This is a genomic window from Maribacter antarcticus DSM 21422 (assembly GCF_000621125.1).
Classification (GTDB): domain Bacteria; phylum Bacteroidota; class Bacteroidia; order Flavobacteriales; family Flavobacteriaceae; genus Maribacter; species Maribacter antarcticus.
Genome location: NZ_JHZC01000007.1, coordinates 41,880 through 64,057 on the forward strand (window position 1 = coordinate 41,880; position 22,178 = coordinate 64,057).

A 22,178-nucleotide genomic window follows, 5' to 3' on the forward strand; every position below is an offset into this window, starting at 1 on the left:
GCTAACGTGAAAAAATTGGTTTACGTTTAAACCAAGGTCAGTATTACAATCCTTTTTTTGTCTGGCCCACTACATATTCCATCACTTTCTTAAGGTCATTGGAGTCTTCATAGACCTTTAACTGCCTATCTGCTCCAGAACCTTGTTCCAGCATCTGATATACATAGTTTACTTCGGTACGGCAACCGAGTTCGTCCACAACATCATCAATAAATTCCAACAGTTCGTTAATCAACACAGGAAAGGCCACTTCTTCCTGCCGTCCAAAATCTATAAGTTTAGCATCTACGCCCCAGCGAGCCGCACGCCATTTATTTTCATTAATTAAAATACGTCTATACGACCTAAAACTTTGATTTTTTTGATGCAATTTGCTCAATTTAGCAATGATGCACTGCATTAGGGCTGCAACGCACATGACCTCATCAACCGTCATAATCATATCACAAACCCTAAACTCTACCGTTGGATAAAATGTATGCAAACGAATATCCCACCAAATTTTTTTACCATTATCTATACAATTTGTCTTCACCAAAAGATTTACAAAATCATCGTACTGCGGAACACTGACAAAATAAGGTAGAATTCCAGTCCTAGGGAATTTATCAAAAATCTTGGATCGGAACGATTTGAACTCTGTATCCCTACCTTCCCAAAATGGCGAGTTGTTAGACAGAGCATATAAATGTGGTAAAAAGTAGCGGGCTACGTTCATAATCTGCAAGCCCTCTTCCCTACTTGGAATAGCAACATGCACGTGCATTCCAAAAATGAGGTTGGAACGGGCAACATCTTTCATCTCATGGATTAGCTGATCGTATCTTGGATTTGGAGTAATCAATTGCACACTCCAATGGGAATAAGGGTGGGTTCCTGATGCGGCAACCTCCAAGCCTTCCTTTGCGGCCAATTCAAAAATCTGCTGTCTTAAATAAGAAACCTCATCCCTAGCCTGACTAATATTCTCGCAAATATTAGTGCCCATTTCTACCATGGACTGGTGCGTCTCTTCTTAATACGCTCCTGTAAAAAAACTTTTCCACCATCAATGATTTTTGACATTTGGGAATGAAGCTTTAAGCTATCGCTATCCAGAATCTGAAATTCTTCCTCTATTCCCAGTGTGAATTTGTGCATCTCTCTTTTGCTTTTAAAGATATATCTAAATTATTTTGTTTTTTTTGAAGCAGACTTCACTTTTGCTGGCGTTTTTTTGACGGCTGTTTTTGGTTTTGTATTAGTCTTTTTAGCTGCGGCCGATTTCGTCTCTGGTGTAATCGCTTTTTTAATAACAGTTTTCTTTGCTTGAGCAGCCGTTTTTAATGAACTTTTTTTGACTACAGGCGTTACCGGAGTGGAAGCATCCCTTACATACGAACCCCAAGAAGTTACATTCTTTTTTGGTTTATGGGCCTTTGCTTTTTCAATAGCAAGTTTGGCGGAATGTTCCACAATCCAATCAAAATTCTCTTGCCCAACGGAATTAATATCCGCATCTGAAGCTGGATTACAAAAATCAATAGCATAAGGAATACCATTACGAATAGCGAACTCTACCGTATTAAAATCATACCCAAATGTTTTGTTTAGTTTCAAAGTATAATCGGTAATGGTCTTCATCAATTTTGTATGCTCCGCACCTGTAGTCTTTGGTTTTGTAGCATAACGTGCATGAAATTCGTTCCGTGGCTCATACGGCATAATATGAACCTATTTTTGACCCAAACAGTACACTCTGTAGTTGTCTTCAAACTCAATTTCTTCCTGTAATAACATGACCAACTGTCCGGTTTCTTCCAAACATTCAAAAAGCTTTTCTGCATTCTCTACTTTGTATACATTTTTCCATCCACCACCATCATGAGGTTTCATGTACGCTGGAAACCCGATGTAATCAAACATATACTCCCAAACCAAAGGCGCTTTTAAATTTCTAAAAGAGGTCTCTAAGGTGTCGTCTGGTCGCTCTTTCGACGGCAACAATACAGTCTTGGAGACAGGAACTCCTAATTCCATAGCCAAGCAGTTATTAAAAAATTTTTCGTCGGCACTCCACCAAAAAGGATTGTTGATTACTGCAGACCCCATCAAGGATGCGTTTTTTAAATACGCGCGATAAAAGGGAACACTCTGCGAAATACAATCAATGATTACGTGGTATCCATAATCAATACCCTGTTGTAATTTATCGATTTGGACGGCTTCAGCGATAATTTCGCATTTGCCCATTTCGTTTACCTTGTCTATAAATGCCCATGGGAAAGTGTCTTCCATCCCAAATAATATACCTACTTTTTTTTCATAATTACTTTGATTTTTAGCATTCCTGCAAAAACAGGAATCTCTTTTTTGTTTTTATAAATATTTAGTTTTGCTTGATTACTGCATACAAGAGCAAACTACCTTAAAAGTACTTTCCTAGATATTCTGGGAACATCATTTTCCATAAAGGCCATTCGTGATCTTGCCATTTTTTCTCATCGTACCAATGCGTTATTTCTTTTCTATTCAAAATACCCGACATGTGTTTGTTTTTATCCAAGCAAATATCCCAATCCGAGGTACCCAAAACAATCTGCATGTGATTATATTTCCAAGGTTCCTCATTCTCCATATACTCAGCCGGACAATTGAAATAAATACGGATGTCCTCTGAATACGGAGTCATATTTCTAATGCTAAACACAGCGCTCATCGCTATTAAATGAGAAACCAAATCTGGAAAACGAAAAGCCACGTTAGCCGCATGGAAACCTCCAAAACTAACTGCGGCCACTCCTATCCTGTGTACATTACATTCTTTTTGAACATGCGGAATGAATTCGTCCTTTACAAATTTCATATACAATTCGTAATTATGGGTTTTGGCTTCCAAATCCATATTGTCGTCATAGAAAGACAACATATCTATCGTTTCTACATTGTAGAGTTTAACCTTGCCTTCTTCCATCAAGTGCATGACGGAGGCGTTCAATTCAAAATCTGTATTCTGCGTATATTGTCCGCCGGAAGAAGGGAACATTAAAATGGGATGCCCCCAATGTCCAATAACCTCTACCATTATGTTGCGGCCTAGTGTATTGGAGTAATAAGGAATATGTTCAATTTATCCAAAAGGATTAACAGTCAACTATTTAGGGGCGCAAAAGTAATTTTATTTTTAACACAACAAATTTTATTTTTTACTATTCGTTATACTTACACTCGCTTAATTTAATATATAGATTTTATAAGTGCAAAAGGTCTTTTTTTTTCAGAAAACTTGAATAGAAATGTGGGGTTTCGATTTGTAGCTCCTGGCAACTATAGAAAAAGTAAAGCTTCGTTTCCTGTACTATTAATGAACGATGGTCAAGATTATCAGGCTATAAAGTTGGAAAAAACACTGGTCGAAGCCTTCACAAATACCTGTATAAAACCTTTTTGTTACGTTGGAATATCCTGTAATGATAATAGAATTTGCGAATACGGCACCAGCAGCACACCAGATTTTAAAAACCGAGGTAACAAAGCGGCTAACTATTCCAAATTCATCATTGAAGAATTTATTCCTTTTTTAAAGTCGGCATTCAGACTCTCCAAAAAACCAGCGGACTGGGTGTTTTGCGGAATGTCTTTAGGAGGAGTCTCCGCTTTTGACATTATGTACAACCATCCCACCCACTTTAATAAAGTAGGTGTTTTCAGTGGCTCATTTTGGTGGCGAAAAAAGGAATATGTAAAAGGGGATAAGATGGATAGGAGCCGCATCGTTTTAGACCTTATTAAAAACAGGGGTTATGTTACCGGTCAAAAATTTTGGTTTCAATGTGGGACTGCAGATGAAACAGCCGACCGAAATCATAACGGCGTTATTGACGCTATAGATGACACTATGGATGTTATTAAAGAATTAAAAGGGAAGGGATATTCCTATCCTGGGGACATTACATATCTAGAAATTGATGGCGGTAAACATGATTTGCCAACTTGGGGAAATGCCTTTTCTGCTTTTTTAAAATGGGCATTTAAACACTAGTGGAAACACCTATTCTATTTCATGATTTTTCAAAACTTCCAAGGTAGTATACTCTAGTGCTTTTTTATGCGTAGCCTCCAAGACTATTTTGGGTGCTTTTTCAACTTTAACTGCCGCTAGCCAGCGCATAATGCAAAGGCACCATTTATCTCCTTCTTTTAATCCAGGGAAACTCCATTGTGGTATTGGAGTTGAGAGGTCATTTCCTTTGGATTTAGTGTATTCCAAAAATTCATTAGTCATAATCGCGCAGACCACATGAGTACCATAATCCTCTTCTCCCGTTTTACAAAATCCGTCCCTGTAAAAGCCTGTTTTGGGTTCAAAACAACACGGACATAAATCTGTTCCTAAAACGTTTTTTGATTTCTTTTCCATTCGTTATAAAAAGTAGCGACTTCATGAGCGCTTTTTAATTCCTTGTTTCTAATTTTAACAGCTAAAATAGGACAATCACTAAAAAAAACAGCTAGGCGTTTTTTTCTTAATCCAAAAATACCTTGGGTAGTGCGCACCAACTCGGTACCATTTCTTTTTTTGAAATAGGAGAAATGATCATAGTATCCAGAATCTGCGTCTTGAAATTCTAATACATAATGATTTACATACCCTTGGTTTATTACCCTTATAAATACCCTTTCTTTCTCATTTGAGCTTATATTATAATCTTGATTTAAAAAACCAATTTTACTAGCTAAACCAATGCTTTCAAAAAACATTTCGCCCTTTTTGTATGCTAGTATTTCATGTGGGCCGTACCTCGATTTACCTTTTCCTTTATGTCTAATTTTTTTATATATTTTCCCAAAAGGATCCGGTTTTCGGTCTTTAATTAACCCCGTAATCGTATCTCCGTTATTCAATACAATAAAACCCTCTTCAAAGTGCTTCTGGGCGAGTATCGGTATTGAATAGAATAAAAGTAAGATGCATGTAATACCAAAATACTTATTTCCCATAGTAACGTTTCTTAATGGCCTTTAGAGGTCTATTTTGCAGGTATTGTAAAAATCAACTATTTGAAATACATAGCGAAACTCTCTATTTAGAAATTTTTGAGAAAGTCCTGGGCAATCATTTAATAAGTGTGCAAGTCTCTTTTTTTTAATTCCGAAAACACCTTGACTAGCTCTTATAAAACGAGTGCTCTTTCCCTTTTGAACAAAATCTATATCTTGCACTAGGGATTCGCCTTGCTTTTGAATTTCCATTATATAGTGGTTCAGATACCCTTCTGAACCAACCCTATAGAATATTTTTTTGCTTCCACTAAAAAAACCATTGTACTGCGTGTCGCCAATTTTATACGATTGAATATCGCTTGAGGCAAAACGCTTTTTTCGACTTTTTTCTTTAAATCGAATCTTTTCATAGCGTCCTAAATCGAACCCCTTCGTGTCGCTATCCCTAGTTTTACCGTATAGCGTGTCATTAGAATTAGTAACAATATGGCCCTCTTGAAAATCATCTTGAGCAGTACCATAAGATGAACCAAATAAAATTACAAAGAGAAATAGTCCAAAAAATAAAGTAGTAGCCTTAATCATTTTTATACCTTAAGGAATATCTTTCTTTGGTACAAGAAATATGCCAAGAAGCAATAAAAAGCAACAACAGATAGCGCATACAACAAGGATGACAGTTGCATAGAAACAAAATCATGAACATATATATATTGAAAAAGCCAATTGTGCAATGTAGTGTCACCCACTTTTATCTGGCCCATGATTTTCGCAATAAAACTAGATAAGAAGTAGACAACAATCGCATTAGCACCGGCATATCTGAATATACTTCCAAACTTAATTTTCTTCACATCGGTGAGGTAATAAACAAGAGCCAAGACCAAATTAGCCCATCCTGCGGTGACCAAAACAAAACTACTGGTCCATAAGGCTTTGTTAATAGGAAAAACCAAGTCCCAAAGATGTCCAATAATTAAAAGACCGCCTCCAATACCCATTAAAATAGTTGCTTTTTTAGTTTGCTTAGAGGTTAATATCAATCCCGTAAAAACCCCTAATAGCGCACTGGCTATTGACGGAACGGTACTCAACAAGCCCTCTGGGTCGTAATCTGTTTTATAATTGTGGGTTCCAAAAACTTGTACATCCAACCAATTGGCTAAATTATTAGGTGCCCTATCCAAAGTAGACTCCAATCCGTTAACGGGCACTAGCGTCATCAAAAGCCAATACCCAATCAGTAAGGATATGGTTATAGCAAGAAGTGTCCTCCACTTAAAATTGACAAATAAAATGGCGGTAAAAAAGAAAACCACACCAATACGTTGCAAAACACCTGGGAAACGAATATCGGAGAAATCTTTAAAGAACGGAAAACTGATTAAAAAGGCTCCAAGAAAGAGCCCAAGGCCAATCAACTTTAACGTTCTAATTGTGATTTTTTTATAGATGCCTGAATCTATTGTTTTGTTTTTATAGGAGAATGCGATAGATGTTCCTACTATAAACAAAAAGAAGGGAAACACTAAATCCGTTGGTGTATAGCCATGCCAATCTGCATGCAAAAACGGGGCGTATACGCTAGACCATGTTCCAGGTGTATTTACCAATACCATCAGAATAATAGTTGCTCCTCTAAAAATATCTACCGAGAGAATTCTGTCTTTCATTGGTTTAGCTTTTATTGTTTATTTGCACAGCTGGCCTTCGTCCTTCAACAATTAGACTTGTGCCAAAATGTGTAATGGTCCGTTCAAGTATTATAACAAGTTGTCTTTCATACGATTCCATGCCTTTATAAGCAAGAAGGCTGCAAGTGCTGAGACTCCTGTTAAAATCAGTGCTAAGGTACTTTCTCCATAAATCCAATATCCAGTAGCGAACATCATAGAGTAAACTAAAACAACACTTAAGAGCATTGCTGTAATTCCTGAAGGAACACTCCATTTTTCACCTTTATCTATCACAACACTATCTTCTTTGGCATCGTTAACCACTTTCTGCCATCCTGGACCACCTGGTTGAATTTTTTGATAAAAAGAACGCAAAACGTCTTTTGATTCTGGTTTTGTAACAAAAGTCGCAATTAACCAAATTACGGTAGTGACTATCATTACAAAAGGTACTTCTCCCCATTCTGGAAAAACACCTGTATCAGTTCCAAACAAGAATGCCCCAAGTGAAGTAGCTTGAATGAGTATTGATAAAATCCCTGATGCAAACATCGCCGAGATTTCGGTCCAAGCATTAATACGCCACCAAAACCAACGTAGAATAAATATAAGCCCTGTTCCTGCTCCAAAAAGTATTAACAATTTAAAGATTTGTTCTGCATTTTGCATAGCCAAGGCTAAAACAGCACTTAGTACCATAAGTACAATAGTTGATAATCTGCCAACAGCCACCATTTGTTTTTCAGTAGCGTCAGGATTTACTTGTTGCTTGTAAAAATCAAACACTAAATAAGAAGATCCCCAATTTAACTGCGTGGAAATAGTACTCATATAGGCAGCCACTAACGAGGCTAAAACCACACCCAAAAGACCACTTGGTAATTTAGTTAACATAGCCGAATATGCTAAATCATGACCCAATTTGTCCGATGGGACATTTGGAAATGCCTCTGAAATACTTGCAATGTCTGGATAAACTACTAAGGAAGCTAAAGCTACTAAAATCCATGGCCAAGGACGCAATGCATAATGCATAATGTTAAAAAAGAAAGTTGCTCCAATGGCGTGGTTTTCATCTTTTGCTGCTAACATACGTTGGGCAATATAACCACCACCACCCGGCTCTCCACCAGGATACCAAGAACTCCACCATTGCACAGCCAAAGGAATAACAAGTAATGTAATAACCATTTCCGTATCACCAAAATCAGGTAAAATATTCATTTTTGATTGAACTAATTCGTTAGCCATCATAGCTTCTATTCCTCCAACTTCCGGAATATTTACCAAATAATATGCTGCACCTATAGCACCTGCCATGGCCACGAAAAAAAGAAGAAAGTCGGTGTAGACGACACCTTTAAATCCGCCTAGAGCACTAAATACTACAGTAATTAAACCAGCTCCAACGATAGTTTGCCAGGGCTCTAACCCTAACATAATACCTCCAATTTTTATGGCAGCCAAATTAACCGCAGACATGGTAATTACATTAAAAATCACACCTAAATAAACTGCTCTAAACTTTCTTAAAAAACGAGCAGGCTTTCCTCCATAACGTAGTTCATAAAACTCTAAGTCTGTTTTAACATTGGATTTACGCCAAAGCTTTGCATATATAAATACTGTCAACATTCCAGTTAACAACATACACCACCAACTCCAGTTTCCAGATACCCCAGTTGTTCGAACCAAGTCGGTGACCAAATTAGGGGTGTCCGTTGAAAATGTAGTCGCCACCATGGAAAGGCCAAGCAACCACCAGGGCATGGTTCTTCCAGAAAGAAAGAATTCCGAAGAACTAGACCCCGATTTTTTAGAAACGTAAATTCCAATTCCTAAAACAATCGAGAAAAAAATAATGATAAAACTATAGTCGAGCGTGCTTAATTCCATAATTCGGAAGTTGGTTAGGCTCTAAAGATAAAATTATTTAAGATACTTTTGTGTTTTGTTCGCTCAATAGCTTTTAGGCTCACACTAATGACTATGGAAATTACGCTATCTTCTTGGATTCTTGCTAGTGCTGCCGCTTTCGTAATAGGGCTGTCTAAAGCTGGTATTAAAGGTGTTGCAGTCATAAACGTCACCTTTATGGCGCTGGCTTTTGGTGCCAAAGAGTCTACTGGAATGGTTGTGCCTTTACTTATTCTTGCTGATATTTTTGCCGTTATTTATTACAACAGACACACCCAATGGACGTATGTTTTCAAATTACTGCCCTGGATGATAATTGGCGTTCTCATTGGTGTTTATATCGGCAAGGACCTTCCGGAATCCTTGTTTAAAATAGGCATGGCAATCATTATCCTCATTACTGTTTTTATGATGTACTGGTGGGATAGGAAGAAAATTAAAACCGTACCAAAGCATTGGTCATTTTCTAGTGCTATTGGTGTTGTTGCAGGAATAACGACCATGGTAGGGAATTTAGCTGGCGCATTTTCCAATATCTATTTTTTAGCGATGCGACTACCTAAAAATCACTTTATAGGCACTGCAGCGTGGTTATTTTTAATCGTAAATATTATAAAACTGCCCTTTCATATTTTTGTTTGGGAGACCATTTCTAAAGAAACATTACTCCTGAATGTGAAACTTTTACCAGGAATAATTATCGGCTTTTTGGTGGGTATAAAAATCATATCATTAATTCAAGAAGCGTTCTTCCGTAAGATGATTTTAGTGCTTACGGCCTTAGGGGCATTATTGATTATGTTTCAATAAGACACAAACAGAGATTGCGCATATTTCTTAAATATTTGTTAATATAGAATTTTCAGCCTACCTTTCCATTTGACAATCTAAAGTTTAGAGCCTTATGACACTTAAAGAAATTACGATAGAACCAAAGATGTTCGTAGATATTCTGGCAGTTTTAGGTTTTCTAATAGTTTGTTTTCTCTACATGGAACATTACAACGAAATTCAAAATGAAGTCAATGCAATCTTAACGCGATCTTTAGAGGATTTAAATAGTAATTTGGCCAATACGTCTGCTTCAGGAAAGTAAGTATCGCTGCAACTGATTTAATCTGGAATAATACCTGTGTTATTATTTGTACCCCAATATCTTAATGTTTTTTTCCAAATCCTAGCCCTCACATAATTTGTAAATATTATTATTCTCGTTGCCATATACGATTAAAAAGCTAAGGCTATTTCCGTAGGTATAGGAAGTCTTTAAAATTTGAAAACCCATAGTTTCATTTGTAGTATTTTGTATAGGGCCTAAATAGTGCTAACCAAACAGGTTGGTTCCTATCGTATTCAATGGTATTGGTTATCATCATAAACTTTAACGAAGAATGTTTCCGGTCATCCAATCTTTTATTAGCTGTTGCACCCACATCCATTTTAAAGAATACAGGATATGCCAACTTCCGCATTTGTGCCTCCTAATACACTCATTACCCTATGTTTTACTGGTCCTATGCGATAATTGAATTAAAATAGCCTCAGCTTTTTAATTGGGTCTCATAATCTCCTTAGAGGTTTTCTCTTAAGCTTGACTAGTACTTACACTGTTGACCAGAACAAGTTTTACTACAGTTAAAACAATTTATACCCAAAATGATGGTTTACCTTTAGATAGTAGTGTCATAAAAACCCTTTTAAAAACTAGAAATGTATAGACACCTTACCTTCCTTATATTTTTCTGCTTATTTTGTTTAAGCGGGATGTCGCAAGATTGGGAAACCTCTTTTGAAATTGCAAAAAGCAAATCAAAAAAAACCCAAACACCAATTATACTAGTTTTTCAGGGCTCTGACTGGTGTGCTCCGTGTATAAAATTAGACCGAGAGGTTTGGAGTACTCCCGTGTTTCAAAAGTATGCTGCTAAAAACTATGTAATGCTACAAGCAGACTTTCCAAGAAAAAAGATAAACGAACTTTCCAAAGAACAGACTACGGCCAATAAAATACTAGCCGAAGAGTATAACCAAAAAGGCATATTCCCCTTAGTTGTGCTTTTAAATGAAGATGGGAAGGAACTGGGACAGACCGGTTATAAGCGACTTGTACCTGAAGCATACATAAAAGAACTCGATTCCTATTTAAACTAATTTTGAAAAACATACTCTTCTTCATATTCGTTAGTTCGAACTTTATTGGAGCGGCACAACACCCTTACAAACAAATTGTAAAGTTGATGGGTAGTCGGTTTGAGTTTACTGTTGTGGCCGAAAATGCCATTGCGGGTGACAAGCATATAGCGATGGCAGTTGCTGAGATTTCTAGAATAGAAAAATTAATTTCCTCCTGGGATTCAAATTCCGAAACTTCTGAAATTAATGCAGCAGCTGGCGAAAAGCCAGTAAAGGTTTCGCAGGAGCTTTATGATTTAATAAATCGTTGTTTAAAAATTTCAACACTTACAGATGGCGCATTTGATATCTCCTACGCGTCCATGGATCGGATATGGAAGTTTGACAGCAGTATGAAAAAAATGCCGAGCGAAAAGGCAATTCAGGAATCTGTATCTAACGTAGGTTTTCAGAATATTATTCTTAATAATACGGATACCAGTGTTTTTCTAAAACGCTCGGGCATGAAAATTGGATTTGGCGCTGTAGGCAAAGGATATGCAGCTGACAGGGCCAAAGCTTTGTTACTAGAACAAGGAGTTTCCTCGGGGATTATAAACGCATCCGGTGACATGAATGCGTGGGGCAAACAACCCGATGGCAGCGAATGGAAAGTAGCCCTTACCAATCCTATGGACAAGAACAAAGGATTTGGTTTGCTCCCCGTGGTAAACAAAGCGGTAGTGACTTCTGGTAACTATGAAAAATATGTCGTTTTTAGCGGAAAAAGATATTCCCACATCATTGACCCAAGAACAGGATACCCATCAACAGGTATTTTAAGTGTTACGGTTTTTGCCCCAAAAGCAGAACTTGCAGATGCCTTGGCAACATCAGTTTTTGTTATGGGCAAGGACATAGGATTAGATCGTATAAACCAACTGCCCAATGTGGAATGTATATTAATTGACGAAGAGGGAACCGTCTTTAAATCAAAAAACATCAAAATAAATACCTTATGACACGAACACTAGTTTTAATGGTTTTGCTTACCTGCAGCCTTGGTAGTTGTATCGTAGTAAAGGAATATGAAAAAGTGGCCATACACGACCCAGATATGTTACTCTCGGAGCAGCCGTGTGACCGTAACCTCACTACTATGCATTCATATAGAGAAGCAGCAGCAGGTGCAAATGGAGGAAAAACTGGGGGCGGTTGTGGTTGTAATTAAGTGGTGTTTTTTTAAACAAAACCATTGCATATGAAATCGTTACAAACAAAAGGGGCTTTCCTATATTACCTATGAATAGATTTAAAAAAATCTTATTTTCTATCGTACTACTGACCTCATTCCTAGCGTTTTCACAACAGAAAAACGATAGTGTACAGCGCTATAAAAAGCGTGTACTTGAAACCATAGAGTTTGATTTTTTAACCAGTTACTATACTCAAGATGGCAATAATGCAGCAGTAAGCGGCGGTTTGGGGACAGAAGAACTAACCGATGCCACAGGCACCATAATCGTATCCATTCCTCTAAACGATGATGATGTACTTACGATTGATGCAGGCGTATCTGCATACACCTCAGCTTCTTCAAGTAATGTTGGACCATTTGACGGTAACGGAAACGCTGACCCTTTTGTAGCTAGTTCTGGAGCATCCAGCGCAGATACTTGGGCAAATTTTACAGCATCCTATAGCCATACTTCTGAGGATAGAAACCAAATTTGGTCGGCAAACCTATCCGTAGCAGCAGAGTACGATTATTTTTCTGTTGGTTTTGGAGGTGCCTATTCAAAATTATTTAATAAAAAAAATACAGAGCTAAGTATTCGTGGGAGCGCTTATTTAGATACTTGGAACGCTATTTATCCCGTTGAGCTAAGACCTTTTGAACCAACTGGAAATGGATTAGCAAACGGATTCTTTTTAGACAATACGATAACTGGAAACACGAATTACGATCCGCAGTTTATCCCTTTTGAAAATGAAAATAGAAATTCCTATACCCTAAGTCTTGGGTTTTCCCAAATTCTACATAAAAAGGTTCAAGGCTCATTGTCTCTAAGTTTTATACAACAGCAAGGATTGCTTTCCACTCCTTTTCAACGAGTGTATTTTGCGGATGTAACTGATTCTTTCATTGAAAACTTTCAATTAGCAGATGCCGTAGAACAACTTCCCGATAGTCGATTTAAAATTGCGGTCGGTGGTAAACTAAATTGGTTTTTAAACGAAATAGTTGTCCTTCGTACTTTTTATCGGTACTATTCGGACAATTGGGGTATTAGCTCACATACAGCAAATTTTGAATTGCCTATAAAACTGTCCGATAACTTTACCGTCTATCCCTCTTACCGATATTACCAGCAAACAGCAACAGATTATTTTCGCCCTTTTGAAACAGCCATTTCTACCGAACAATTTTATACCTCCGACTACGACCTTTCCGAATATAAGGCCAACCAGCTTGGGTTAGGGGTTTCTTATACCGATATTTTTACCAAGGCCCATCTCTGGAAATTTGGCTTAAAACGGATAGATTTAAAGTTTTATAAGTACGACAGGGATACGGCTTTTACGTCAAGCATTATAACTGCCGGTTTCAGTTTTGAGGTATATTGATCAGCAACTACCCACATTCAGATGAGCGGCATTACCTAAATCGTTCCTCTCTTCCAATTGGATGGTCCTCGTAAAAATCCGCGAAAGTTTTCTCTGTTTTATAGTTGTCTGTAAGCACCCGGTATACCATCAAAACAATCATAACCTGCCCAATAAGCGTTAAATAAAACACCCAATTAAAAGGGAAATTCATAGCAACCGTAATCGTAACGGTCACTAATACTAAAGTGGTTGAGCCTACCCAAAACATAGCTGCATTTTTCATAAATTTTTATTTTCAAGACAAGGAAAAAACAAAAACTATGTGTTGATGATAAATCAATTGTATTCTTTTCAAGAGAAAGTAAGATAGGTTTAACATGTACACGGCGCTACTATCAAATCATAGGAAGTTAATGAGTAGCGCGTAAAAGTTGTTCAGAACTAACGTGCCACTATGTTTTAGTCCCATAATTCCTTATTATTGAAAAAAGTTACATCAGCCTTTCAATAGCAAATGGTATAATCTCTGTCGTTCATGAAATCTAGTAAATACCTAACATTCTCATTTATAAGCTCCTGGGTGTTCGTTTTTATATCTTGTGAACCTACAAGTAAAGTGTCAACCAAAAAAAAACCCAATATCGTTTTTATATTAGTCGATGATCTGGGTCTCCACGATTTAAGCGTTACAGGAAGTACTTATTATGAAACACCAAACGTAGACCGTATCGCCAATGAGGGCACTGTCTTTACGCAAGGGTACGCTGCGAGCAGGGTATGTAGCCCTTCAAGGGCAAGTATTATGTTAGGGCAGTTTACGGCAAGACACCAGATTACCGATTGGATTGGTGCAAAATCTGGTACTGATTGGAGAAGCCTAAACCGAAACGACAAATTGTTACCGGCAACGTATAATCATGTCCTGCCCAAAAACGACACTACACTAGCCGAAGCATTTGCAGCTAACGGCTACAAAACCTTTTTTGCCGGCAAGTGGCATTTAGGGGCTGAAGGAAGCTGGCCTACAGACCATGGTTTTGAAATAAATAAAGGTGGCTGGGACAAGGGGAGTCCTATCGGAGGTTTCTTTTCCCCATGGGAAAATCCGAATCTGGAAAATACAACTGCAGGCGAAAATCTATCCATACGTTTGGGGAACGAAACCGCCAATTTCATTGAAAAAAATAAAGATTCTACCTTTTTAGCCTACCTATCCTTTTATGCCGTACATGGGCCCATACAAACCACAGAGAAACATTGGGCGAAATACCGTAAAAAAGCGGAAGAACAGGGCATTAAAGACTCCGGTTATGAAATGGAACGCGTATTACCCATCCGAACGGTGCAGGACAATCCAATTTATGCCGGACTAGTGCAACAAATGGACGATGCCGTGGGTATTGTATTGGATAAATTGAAACAGTTAGGACTGGAGAAAAATACCATTATCGTCTTTACATCCGACAATGGTGGCGTAGCTTCTGGGGATGCTTTTTCAACAACTAATTTACCTTTGCGTGGCGGTAAAGGTTACCAGTGGGAAGGCGGCATTCACGAACCTTATTTCATTAAAGTACCATGGATGACCAGCACAAAACAGGTAGATTATCCTGTCTCAGGAACCGATTTCTACCCTACCTTATTAGATTTGGCAGGTATTCCATTAAAACCAAAACAACATGTAGATGGTGTAAGCCTAAAACCGCTTTTAGAAGGAACTGAAATTGAAGCCAGACCTTTGTTTTGGCACTATCCGCATTATGGAAACCAAGGAGGGGAACCGGCATCCATGATTCGTGAAGGCGACTGGAAACTTATTTATTATTATGAAGATGGCCGAAATGAAATGTATAATCTAGCTACTGATCCGGGAGAACAACATGATTTATGGGTACAGCATATGGAACATGGAAAAATTTTGTCAACTAAATTAATTTTTTTTTTAAATGATGTGCATGCCAACAACCCGGCTTCCGACCCAGTATTTGATGCGAAATTGGCCACAAAGCTTCATCAACAAAAAATCGATGTTTTGTTACCCCGGCTTGAAACGCAGCGGCAGAAATTTCTGTCCCCAGACTTTCAACCAAATGAGGCCTGGTGGAGTAGTAAGGGAACCAAAGACTAACGGTGTTGAATGGGAAAGGTCTAGAGAGGCCTTCGTCTTACTACATCAAGCAAGAAAAGAGACCTATATCTAAGTTGGTAATGATGCCAAAGATTAAATAAGTCAAATCAATATGAAACATTCATACACAAAATTTTATGTGATTTTAAGGACTCTTTTAATCATGTTCCTTTCCTCAGAATGCATAGCCCAATCAGAAGAGGAAAGCCTAGGTTATCTAAATTTCCTTAAAACAGAACTCCAAAAAACATGGCCGAACAATAACACCGTTAATCTAGTATTTCACGGACATTCCGTTCCCGCCGGATATTTTAAAACACCTGAAGTAAATACCTTGGCAGCTTACCCTTATTTGGTGTTAAAAAAAGTAAAAGAAAAATATCCAACGGCAGTGGTCAATACTATTGTAACGGCAATTGGGGGCGAACAATCAGAACAGGGCGCAAAACGCTTCAAAGAAGAAAGCTTAATTCACAGGCCAGACGTGCTGTTTCTAGATTATGCACTAAATGATAGAAGAATTAATCTTAAACGAGCCAAAATAGCTTGGGAGAAAATGATACTTGAAGCACTAAATCAAGAAGCAAAAGTAATTTTACTTACCCCTACACCAGATTTAAAAGAATCCATACTTTCCAATAATGCGCTTTTGGAACACCATAGCCAACAAATAAGAGCTCTAGCAGCGGAGCATGGCGTAGGACTAGTAGATAGTTATGCTATTTTTAAAAAAATAGCCAAAACAGAAAACCTACAGCTATTTATGGCGCAGAGCAACCATATAAACAAAAAAGGACATAAATTGGTGGCTGATGCAATTATGGTCTATTTTGATTAATAGTAAAGTTTTCTAAAAGGGTTTAAACCTAGACCCTAAATTAAGAACATAATACAAAACCCATGAAATCTAATAATTCTTCCATACTAAAAACAGTCAATACCTTACTGACAAATACAGAGATAGACTGGCAAAACCTACTTGAAACTGTGGTTTCCAATTTTGACTGTACTACGGGAACACTCCATTTTTTAGATAAAAAAACCCAGTTATTACAGGTGCAAGCCCATGCAGGTGTACCAGATTTTTTACTGCCTAAACTAGCTACTATCCCCATAGGAAAAGGCATGGCCGGTATTGCTGCAGAGCGAAAAAAACCTGTTGAAATGTGCAACCTACAGCGTGATAGTTCTGGTGTGGCACGCCCTGCTGCCAAAGAGACTAAAGTAGAAGGATCCGTAGCCGCTCCGTTGATACTAGATAAAGTTTTATATGGCGTAATAGGTATCGGAAAACGAGTACCTTATGATTTTACAGCCGCCGAAACCCGAGAACTTATGGCTATTGGAGAAGCGATTAGTGGTGTACTTGAAAAATAGATAGCTCATTTCTCTTTTCGAGAGTTATAGCTACTAGGCTGATGAACACTTTACTTTTAACACGCTATTAATTTGTTTTTAACGGTACTAATTTTCCCTCCATTTTAGTTGTCTCATCATTCAAGCCCAAAATCGTTGAAATAGTTGGAGCGATTTGATTACTGTACAGTTGCTCGTTTTTAGCAACTTCACCTTCTGCAGAAACGCCTTTTCCGAAGGCAATGAGCCAAACTTGACCTGCACCATTTACCGAAGAACCGTGCCCTTTCCAAGTATCTAAGGGTTGGGTACCACGACCATGATCTGTCGTAATGAGAAATAACGTGTTGTCTTTATAAAATGGGTCGCTTTGGGTAAGTTCCCAGAGTTCTTTTATCAACGAATCTGTATTTTGGGCAGCATTTAAGTAGGCGTCATACTCCCCATCATGTGCAAAATCATCGGTTTCCCCATAAGCAACATAGATAAGTTCCGGGTGCGTTTTTCTAATATGCTCCACCGCATAGTAATGAGTAAAGGCATCCAAACGCACAGTGCCCCAGGGGCTAGGAACTTTAGGCTGTAATTGATTCAAGAATTTCTCGCGCTCCGTTAGGTCATCGCCATCAGCTAATTTAAATCCTGCATTAACGGGAACACCTGATCGTGTTTCGTTTACGATGTACGGAAACACGTCCCAACTACCAAAAGCGGCTACTTTACCCGCATATCTCAGGTCTTTGTTTGCTATCTCGAGAATTGTTTTATTTGGATTAGGAAACTTATCATTGCTAGTAATGCGGGTGTCATCTGCTTTTCCTGTAAGGATTTCATTGTAACCAGGGTAACTAAACCACATGGTGTTGGTCAAGTCCACTCTACTATCCAGATTCCTATTACCGTGTAACTGACCCTTTTCTGCCACGTGACTCCATAAGAAAGGAAAAAGAACTTGTCGTCTTTCCAATGAACTATCCCTCCAAAATTTATCTTTTAATGCGGTTGTATCGTTTACAAAGTCCGTATTTGAGATTAAAAGTGAATCGGCGCCTGTGAAAAGTTCCTGCCAACGTAGGCCGTCAAGGGTAATTAAAATCACTTTGGTGTTCTCTGTTTGTGCGTTCAGGTGTACATTAAAGCTGAACAGGACTGCTAGTATGAAAAAAATAGGCTTCATAGTATACGTATTTAATAGCCTTATAAAGGCATTAATCGAAAGTAGTGAAATTTTGGAAAACAAAACATAGTTAGGAATTTACAAAGTAAGCTTTAAACAGAATTCATTACTATATTTTAACCTGAGTTCAAATCAGGTAACGCTATAATTGAATCCTAGCTATCGATAAATTATCCGCTATTCGTTTATTTCACCATCACGGGAACATTAAGGATGACCCGACAATATAGGAGACGGACGCTTAATTTTCAAATAAAACCTTACATTTATACGTGCGTTCTAAAAATGAGTGCCTTGGACCAAATTTCAAAACAAACTGAACCCATGAAAAAAGTAGCCTTTACGATTATAGCTGTTTTAATGACCAGTACTTCCCTGTTTGCAAACATCCGTTGCGAGTCTTTAAACGACTCAGAAAATAGTTTTCTTGGTATGTGGGGTATCGATATAAAAGGAGGTGGCGTTGGTTGGTTAAATATTCATGAAGAACAAGGTTTTTTGGATGGGGAACTTTTATGGATTGGCGGCAGTGTAATCCCTGTTTCCGATATTTATGTAGTAGATGACCACACCTTGGTCGTCACCCGTACCGATGAACAAATCCTTAAAAAAGACAGCCTTGGGACAGAACGTAAGCACATTAGAACATGGACCTTCCGCATTACAAAAACAGACAATGAGATTACAGGCACCATGAGCGGGCCTTCTTGGGACGGAACAGGAGAACAAATAAGTGATTTCAAAGGAAAACGGATGCCTCCCGTAGGTCCTAAACCAAACCTGAACACACTTAGTTACGGAAAATCTATACAACTCTTTAATGGCAAGGATATGAATGATTGGCGCCCTGTTAACCCCAATCAACCAAATGGTTTTGAGGTTGTGAACGGTACCTTACGGAATGACCCCGTACAACCCAAAACAGGCGCACATCTATATTACGGGAACCTGCGTACCGAACAAGAGTTTAATGATTTTAATCTTAAACTGGAAGTAAACGTTCCTAAAGGCAATAATAGTGGGATATATCTTAAGGGGTTATACGAAATACAAGTGATGGATTCTTACGGGCTGGCGCTTGATAGCCATAATATGGGTGCGCTCTATAGCCGTATTACTCCAAGTGAAGGCGCAGAAAAGCAGGGAGGCGAGTGGCAAACGTTAGATATCACCCTAGTGGACCGCCATGTAAGCGTTATCTTAAATGGGAAAAAAATTATAAACAACAAACCCGTAATAGGCCCTACTGGTGGGGCAATAAGCTCTGATGTATTTGCTCCAGGTCCCATTTGTTTACAGGGTGATCATGGTAATGTGGCTTATCGAAATATTGTGCTAACTCCCATATTGTAGCGAGCCCAACCGTAGAACAATAGAAGTCGCGAACTACAAGCCTAAGAGTAGAGTTTTTAGTTCCTGTTCAACTCATTTTTTAAGAATCAGTTACTTACGTCTTCCGAAAGCAGCTCAAATTCATGGTTTGCAAACTTTTGCAATACCTCATCAAAAGCTGCAAAAACATCAGCAGACTCATCGCTAGTAACCATTTTCATGCGATATGGTTTAAAATCTGGAATACCTTTAAAGTAGTTGGTATAGTGCCTCCGAGTTTCGAAAACACCCAATTTTTCACCTTTCCAAGCTATAGACATTTGTAAATGTCTTCTGGCAGCATCTACACGTTCCTCCATTGTGGGCGGTGCTAAATGCGTTCTGGTTTCAAAAAAATGTTTCACTTCCTTAAAGAACCAAGGATAGCCAATACTCGCGCGTCCAATCATAGCGCCATCCAAGCCATATTCGTCACGCATTTTCATAGCGGCTTCAGGGGTGTCAACATCACCGTTGCCAAAAACAGGGATGTGCATTCTAGGGTTGTTCTTTACTTCTGCAATTGGTCTCCAATCGGCATTCCCCTTATACATTTGAGCTCGGGTTCGGCCGTGAATCGAAATCGCTTTACAGCCAACATCCTGTAAACGTTCGGCTACCTCAACAATTCTGATAGAATCATCGTCCCAACCCAAGCGGGTCTTAACGGTAATCGGCAGTTTTGTATGCTCTACCATGGCCTTAGTCAATGAAACCATTAAATCAATATCCTTTAAAATACCAGCACCAGCACCTTTGGATACTACTTTTTTTACGGGGCAACCAAAATTGATATCAATAATATCCGGACCTGATTTTTCTACAATCTCCACAGATTGTAACATGGATTCCAAATTGGCCCCAAAAATCTGAATCCCTACGGGGCGTTCTTTTTCATAGATATCCAACTTCATAACACTCTTTGCAGCATCGCGAATCAACCCTTCAGAAGAAATAAATTCCGTATACACAACATCTGCTCCCTGCTCCTTGCATAGGGCACGAAAGGGCGGGTCGCTCACGTCTTCCATAGGCGCGAGCAGTAAAGGGAATTCAGGTAGTTGTATGTCGCCTATTTTGGGCATATTGGTGTTCTCTTTTTTTAGAATGTAAATTTAGGGAAAAATGATTTATGAAAGACTGATCCGTGCACCTGCCTAGTTGAAAATTCGAACGCAAGGTCAAAAATCAGCTTCAACTGTTCCCTAACTGCTTATTGTCTTTCAACCCGGCTTATATAAAATTTAAATTCTTCTAAGCTTACCTATTTCTCCTTCATAAAATCTCGCTTAAAACGTTCTGAGATTTCGGGCTCCCTATTGATTAATTTCTTTTTTCCGCTTTGGTCCTTGACAAGGTCAAAGGCATCATAAAGGCTTCCCAAGGGAGTGTATGCTTGGTATGTAATCGTGTCGCTCTTCACCGTAATAATTTGGAACAACTGGGTAAATTCACCCCTGCGATTCATCCATTCCTGATCTTGTGATTCGTACATCTTTGGTCCACTTACGGAAACCGCATACACAGTTCCTGCATCTTCAAAGAGGTTCATTCCATCCTTTTGATTGGTGGCAGCACCCCTTGCATAGGTGTGGTCATGGCCCTGTAGTACTAAATCTACCCCATATTTGTTAATTAAGGGCAGCAAACTTTCACGCAATTTCTTGTTGTTCCGGCCCTTGGCCGTGGAAAAAACGGGATAGTGCATGGTGAGGGTGGTCCATTTTTTAGTATTGTTAGCCAAAACAGAATCTAACCATTTCACTTGGGCCATTCTGGAATCCTCATCCCTTTGTAGGCTAATGGCATCGATAGAAACCAACTTCATGTTCTTGTAATCTATAGCATAACAGGTTTCCTTTGTAGGCCCACTGGGACCATTCAGGGGCAAGTTAAACTGTGGCCTCCACAGGGCCGAAAGCTTACCCTTGGTGTATTCATGATTCCCTGGGGTCATGATGCTGGGAACGGTAGCATGTATATACCCTCCGGCATGAAACCATTCGCCCCACTCTGCATTCGCTTCACTGTGGTTAATCAAATCACCGGCGTGCAACATAAAATCTACGCTCGGCATCATTTTATACGATTTGCGCACTACCCGTGACCACATTGATTTTACATCGTTTTGGGCATCCCCAAAATAGATGAAGCTAAAAGAAGCGTTGTCATCGGTTCCAGGGGTCTCCAGTTGAAACCACTCGCTCCAAGTAGCATCCTCTTCGGAACCATCACCAACCCGATATACGTAAGTCGTGCCTGGCTGTAGACCTTTCACCAAGGCGGCATGATAGGCGGCCTTAACCAAAGGTTCTTGATCTCTGGTATTCTCGTTCTCAAAAATTTGCGTGGTAGCCTTAATACGCCTTCTATTTCCTTCCAATAAAAAATCAGGACCGTGGGTTTCCTTGGCCACCTCAACATAGCCAACGGACATTTGTTGGTCCGTGCGCCAATTGACGGCAAAACTGTGTGCTGAATCTTCCGTAAGGTTCACAATGATTCTATCTGGAACTTTGGAAGGAAATATGAGTTTATGAGCCGCAACTCCAGAAAGAGAAGGATAGTGCGTATGCCCGTGATCTTCCGAAGTTTGATCTAGACGGGATTGACCCCTACAGCTACTACAGGCCAACAGAAAGGCCAACGGCACAAAAAAAAACGTAATCTTCATAATGATGTAGGGATTTGATTTAAATGTAAATAAAGCTAGACATCTCCAAACACTTTGGCAACAAACATCAATAAAATTAACCTAAACTTGATTTTGTGGCCTAGAAAAAATCTTGGATTTCAAGGGCACGCGCCAAATTCAAAAACAGTAGTAACAATGTGAATGGAAAATATT

General features: G+C 38.8%; 23 protein-coding genes and 1 pseudogene. 11 read left to right on the forward strand and 13 right to left on the reverse strand.

Annotated features, from left to right (window positions below; all coding sequences use genetic code 11):
- Positions 1–43 precede the first annotated feature (43 nt).
- The 4 genes and pseudogenes from Q360_RS22665 to Q360_RS0107105 all read right to left on the reverse strand — a co-directional run bounded on the left by Q360_RS22665 (position 44) and on the right by Q360_RS0107105 (position 3,064).
- Positions 44–988, reverse strand: a complete 945-nt coding sequence (locus Q360_RS22665) for a carboxylate-amine ligase (RefSeq protein WP_316931504.1) — start codon at positions 986–988, stop codon at positions 44–46.
- Between the two features lie 2 nt (positions 989–990).
- Positions 991–1,140 carry a hypothetical protein gene (locus Q360_RS27110; RefSeq protein ID WP_316931505.1) on the reverse strand — a complete coding sequence of 50 codons (150 nt, stop codon included), beginning with the start codon at positions 1,138–1,140 and terminating at the stop codon, positions 991–993.
- Between the two features lie 222 nt (positions 1,141–1,362).
- A pseudogene (locus Q360_RS22670) lies at positions 1,363–2,277 on the reverse strand (ATP-grasp domain-containing protein); the annotation flags it as partial.
- A gap of 130 nt (positions 2,278–2,407) precedes the next feature.
- Positions 2,408–3,064, reverse strand: coding sequence for an alpha/beta hydrolase-fold protein (locus tag Q360_RS0107105; RefSeq protein ID WP_051554616.1), 657 nt, complete (start codon positions 3,062–3,064; stop codon positions 2,408–2,410).
- A 201-nt stretch (positions 3,065–3,265) separates the two neighbouring features.
- On the opposite strand from Q360_RS0107105, the gene Q360_RS22675 reads away from it, so the two are divergent.
- On the forward strand, positions 3,266–4,021 hold the full coding sequence (locus tag Q360_RS22675; protein WP_211251586.1) for an alpha/beta hydrolase: 756 nt from the start codon (positions 3,266–3,268) through the stop codon (positions 4,019–4,021).
- Between the two features lie 9 nt (positions 4,022–4,030).
- On the opposite strand, the gene Q360_RS0107115 is transcribed toward Q360_RS22675, so the two are convergent.
- The 5 genes from Q360_RS0107115 to Q360_RS0107135 all read right to left on the reverse strand — a co-directional run bounded on the left by Q360_RS0107115 (position 4,031) and on the right by Q360_RS0107135 (position 8,555).
- Complete coding sequence (locus tag Q360_RS0107115; protein ID WP_027076471.1) at positions 4,031–4,399, reverse strand: DUF2237 family protein; 369 nt, start codon at positions 4,397–4,399, stop codon at positions 4,031–4,033.
- A complete protein-coding gene (locus tag Q360_RS0107120) occupies positions 4,372–4,980 on the reverse strand; it encodes a hypothetical protein (RefSeq protein ID WP_027076472.1) in 609 nt (202 codons plus the stop codon). The genes Q360_RS0107115 and Q360_RS0107120 overlap by 28 nt, the downstream gene beginning before the upstream one ends.
- A 21-nt stretch (positions 4,981–5,001) precedes the next feature.
- A complete protein-coding gene (locus Q360_RS0107125) occupies positions 5,002–5,568 on the reverse strand; it encodes a hypothetical protein (protein ID WP_027076473.1) in 567 nt (188 codons plus the stop codon).
- A 2-nt stretch (positions 5,569–5,570) separates the two neighbouring features.
- A complete protein-coding gene (locus Q360_RS0107130; protein ID WP_027076474.1) occupies positions 5,571–6,656 on the reverse strand; it encodes an acyltransferase family protein in 1,086 nt (361 codons plus the stop codon).
- Positions 6,657–6,746: 90 nt separating this feature from the next.
- Positions 6,747–8,555, reverse strand: a complete 1,809-nt coding sequence (locus Q360_RS0107135; RefSeq protein ID WP_036195388.1) for a sodium:solute symporter family protein — start codon at positions 8,553–8,555, stop codon at positions 6,747–6,749.
- 93 nt (positions 8,556–8,648) lie between these two features.
- On the opposite strand from Q360_RS0107135, the gene Q360_RS0107140 reads away from it, so the two are divergent.
- From Q360_RS0107140 to Q360_RS0107170, 6 genes are all read left to right on the forward strand, one after another.
- Positions 8,649–9,386, forward strand: coding sequence for a sulfite exporter TauE/SafE family protein (locus tag Q360_RS0107140; protein WP_084273386.1), 738 nt, complete (start codon positions 8,649–8,651; stop codon positions 9,384–9,386).
- Between the two features lie 94 nt (positions 9,387–9,480).
- Positions 9,481–9,672, forward strand: a complete 192-nt coding sequence (locus tag Q360_RS0107145; protein ID WP_027076477.1) for a hypothetical protein — start codon at positions 9,481–9,483, stop codon at positions 9,670–9,672.
- A 668-nt stretch (positions 9,673–10,340) separates the two neighbouring features.
- Positions 10,341–10,727 carry a thioredoxin family protein gene (locus tag Q360_RS0107155; protein ID WP_245603209.1) on the forward strand — a complete coding sequence of 129 codons (387 nt, stop codon included), beginning with the start codon at positions 10,341–10,343 and terminating at the stop codon, positions 10,725–10,727.
- Complete coding sequence (locus Q360_RS0107160; protein WP_027076479.1) at positions 10,727–11,710, forward strand: FAD:protein FMN transferase; 984 nt, start codon at positions 10,727–10,729, stop codon at positions 11,708–11,710. Before Q360_RS0107155 ends, Q360_RS0107160 begins: the two co-directional genes overlap by 1 nt.
- Complete coding sequence (locus Q360_RS0107165) at positions 11,707–11,919, forward strand: DUF4266 domain-containing protein (RefSeq protein ID WP_027076480.1); 213 nt, start codon at positions 11,707–11,709, stop codon at positions 11,917–11,919. Before Q360_RS0107160 ends, Q360_RS0107165 begins: the two co-directional genes overlap by 4 nt.
- Before the next feature lie 71 nt (positions 11,920–11,990).
- The gene (locus tag Q360_RS0107170; protein ID WP_036195391.1) at positions 11,991–13,316 is read left to right on the forward strand and encodes a DUF3570 domain-containing protein; all 1,326 of its coding nucleotides are present in this window, start codon (positions 11,991–11,993) and stop codon (positions 13,314–13,316) included.
- Positions 13,317–13,347: 31 nt separating this feature from the next.
- Here Q360_RS0107170 and Q360_RS0107175 read toward each other — a convergent pair whose 3' ends face one another.
- Positions 13,348–13,581 carry a hypothetical protein gene (locus Q360_RS0107175; RefSeq protein WP_027076482.1) on the reverse strand — a complete coding sequence of 78 codons (234 nt, stop codon included), beginning with the start codon at positions 13,579–13,581 and terminating at the stop codon, positions 13,348–13,350.
- A 333-nt stretch (positions 13,582–13,914) separates the two neighbouring features.
- On the opposite strand from Q360_RS0107175, the gene Q360_RS0107180 reads away from it, so the two are divergent.
- From Q360_RS0107180 to Q360_RS0107190, 3 genes are all read left to right on the forward strand, one after another.
- On the forward strand, positions 13,915–15,426 hold the full coding sequence (locus tag Q360_RS0107180; RefSeq protein ID WP_245603210.1) for a sulfatase: 1,512 nt from the start codon (positions 13,915–13,917) through the stop codon (positions 15,424–15,426).
- 112 nt (positions 15,427–15,538) lie between these two features.
- Entirely contained in the window at positions 15,539–16,264 is a 726-nt protein-coding gene (locus Q360_RS0107185; RefSeq protein ID WP_027076484.1) for an SGNH/GDSL hydrolase family protein, read from the forward strand.
- Positions 16,265–16,326: 62 nt separating this feature from the next.
- On the forward strand, positions 16,327–16,803 hold the full coding sequence (locus Q360_RS0107190; RefSeq protein WP_051554618.1) for a GAF domain-containing protein: 477 nt from the start codon (positions 16,327–16,329) through the stop codon (positions 16,801–16,803).
- A 67-nt stretch (positions 16,804–16,870) separates the two neighbouring features.
- On the opposite strand, the gene Q360_RS0107195 is transcribed toward Q360_RS0107190, so the two are convergent.
- Complete coding sequence (locus tag Q360_RS0107195) at positions 16,871–17,959, reverse strand: sulfatase-like hydrolase/transferase (RefSeq protein ID WP_027076486.1); 1,089 nt, start codon at positions 17,957–17,959, stop codon at positions 16,871–16,873.
- A 324-nt stretch (positions 17,960–18,283) separates the two neighbouring features.
- Here Q360_RS0107195 and Q360_RS0107200 point away from each other — a divergent pair, with 324 nt between their 5' ends.
- Positions 18,284–19,312, forward strand: coding sequence for a 3-keto-disaccharide hydrolase (locus Q360_RS0107200; RefSeq protein WP_027076487.1), 1,029 nt, complete (start codon positions 18,284–18,286; stop codon positions 19,310–19,312).
- An 86-nt stretch (positions 19,313–19,398) separates the two neighbouring features.
- Here the strand turns inward: Q360_RS0107200 and dusB are convergent, their stop codons facing one another.
- Together dusB and Q360_RS0107210 are read right to left on the reverse strand one after the other, a co-directional pair.
- On the reverse strand, positions 19,399–20,415 hold the full coding sequence (dusB, locus tag Q360_RS0107205; protein ID WP_027076488.1) for a tRNA dihydrouridine synthase DusB: 1,017 nt from the start codon (positions 20,413–20,415) through the stop codon (positions 19,399–19,401).
- A gap of 179 nt (positions 20,416–20,594) precedes the next feature.
- Positions 20,595–22,004 (reverse strand): purple acid phosphatase family protein, encoded by a 1,410-nt coding sequence (locus Q360_RS0107210; protein ID WP_051554619.1) that lies wholly within the window; start codon positions 22,002–22,004, stop codon positions 20,595–20,597.
- Positions 22,005–22,178: the final 174 nt, after the last annotated feature.

Coding starts and splice junctions, on each gene's coding strand:
- Q360_RS22665 (WP_316931504.1), bottom strand. CDS start 988: ATGGGCACTAATATTTGCGAGAATATTAGTCAGGCTAGGGATGAGGTT.
- Q360_RS27110 (WP_316931505.1), bottom strand. CDS start 1,140: ATGCACAAATTCACACTGGGAATAGAGGAAGAATTTCAGATTCTGGAT.
- Q360_RS0107105 (WP_051554616.1), bottom strand. CDS start 3,064: ATGGTAGAGGTTATTGGACATTGGGGGCATCCCATTTTAATGTTCCCT.
- Q360_RS0107115 (WP_027076471.1), bottom strand. CDS start 4,399: ATGGAAAAGAAATCAAAAAACGTTTTAGGAACAGATTTATGTCCGTGT.
- Q360_RS0107120 (WP_027076472.1), bottom strand. CDS start 4,980: ATGGGAAATAAGTATTTTGGTATTACATGCATCTTACTTTTATTCTAT.
- Q360_RS0107125 (WP_027076473.1), bottom strand. CDS start 5,568: ATGATTAAGGCTACTACTTTATTTTTTGGACTATTTCTCTTTGTAATT.
- Q360_RS0107130 (WP_027076474.1), bottom strand. CDS start 6,656: ATGAAAGACAGAATTCTCTCGGTAGATATTTTTAGAGGAGCAACTATT.
- Q360_RS0107135 (WP_036195388.1), bottom strand. CDS start 8,555: ATGGAATTAAGCACGCTCGACTATAGTTTTATCATTATTTTTTTCTCG.
- Q360_RS0107140 (WP_084273386.1), top strand. CDS start 8,649: ATGGAAATTACGCTATCTTCTTGGATTCTTGCTAGTGCTGCCGCTTTC.
- Q360_RS0107145 (WP_027076477.1), top strand. CDS start 9,481: ATGACACTTAAAGAAATTACGATAGAACCAAAGATGTTCGTAGATATT.
- Q360_RS0107155 (WP_245603209.1), top strand. CDS start 10,341: ATGTCGCAAGATTGGGAAACCTCTTTTGAAATTGCAAAAAGCAAATCA.
- Q360_RS0107165 (WP_027076480.1), top strand. CDS start 11,707: ATGACACGAACACTAGTTTTAATGGTTTTGCTTACCTGCAGCCTTGGT.
- Q360_RS0107170 (WP_036195391.1), top strand. CDS start 11,991: ATGAATAGATTTAAAAAAATCTTATTTTCTATCGTACTACTGACCTCA.
- Q360_RS0107175 (WP_027076482.1), bottom strand. CDS start 13,581: ATGAAAAATGCAGCTATGTTTTGGGTAGGCTCAACCACTTTAGTATTA.
- Q360_RS0107185 (WP_027076484.1), top strand. CDS start 15,539: ATGAAACATTCATACACAAAATTTTATGTGATTTTAAGGACTCTTTTA.
- Q360_RS0107190 (WP_051554618.1), top strand. CDS start 16,327: ATGAAATCTAATAATTCTTCCATACTAAAAACAGTCAATACCTTACTG.
- Q360_RS0107195 (WP_027076486.1), bottom strand. CDS start 17,959: ATGAAGCCTATTTTTTTCATACTAGCAGTCCTGTTCAGCTTTAATGTA.
- Q360_RS0107200 (WP_027076487.1), top strand. CDS start 18,284: ATGAAAAAAGTAGCCTTTACGATTATAGCTGTTTTAATGACCAGTACT.
- dusB (WP_027076488.1), bottom strand. CDS start 20,415: ATGCCCAAAATAGGCGACATACAACTACCTGAATTCCCTTTACTGCTC.
- Q360_RS0107210 (WP_051554619.1), bottom strand. CDS start 22,004: ATGAAGATTACGTTTTTTTTTGTGCCGTTGGCCTTTCTGTTGGCCTGT.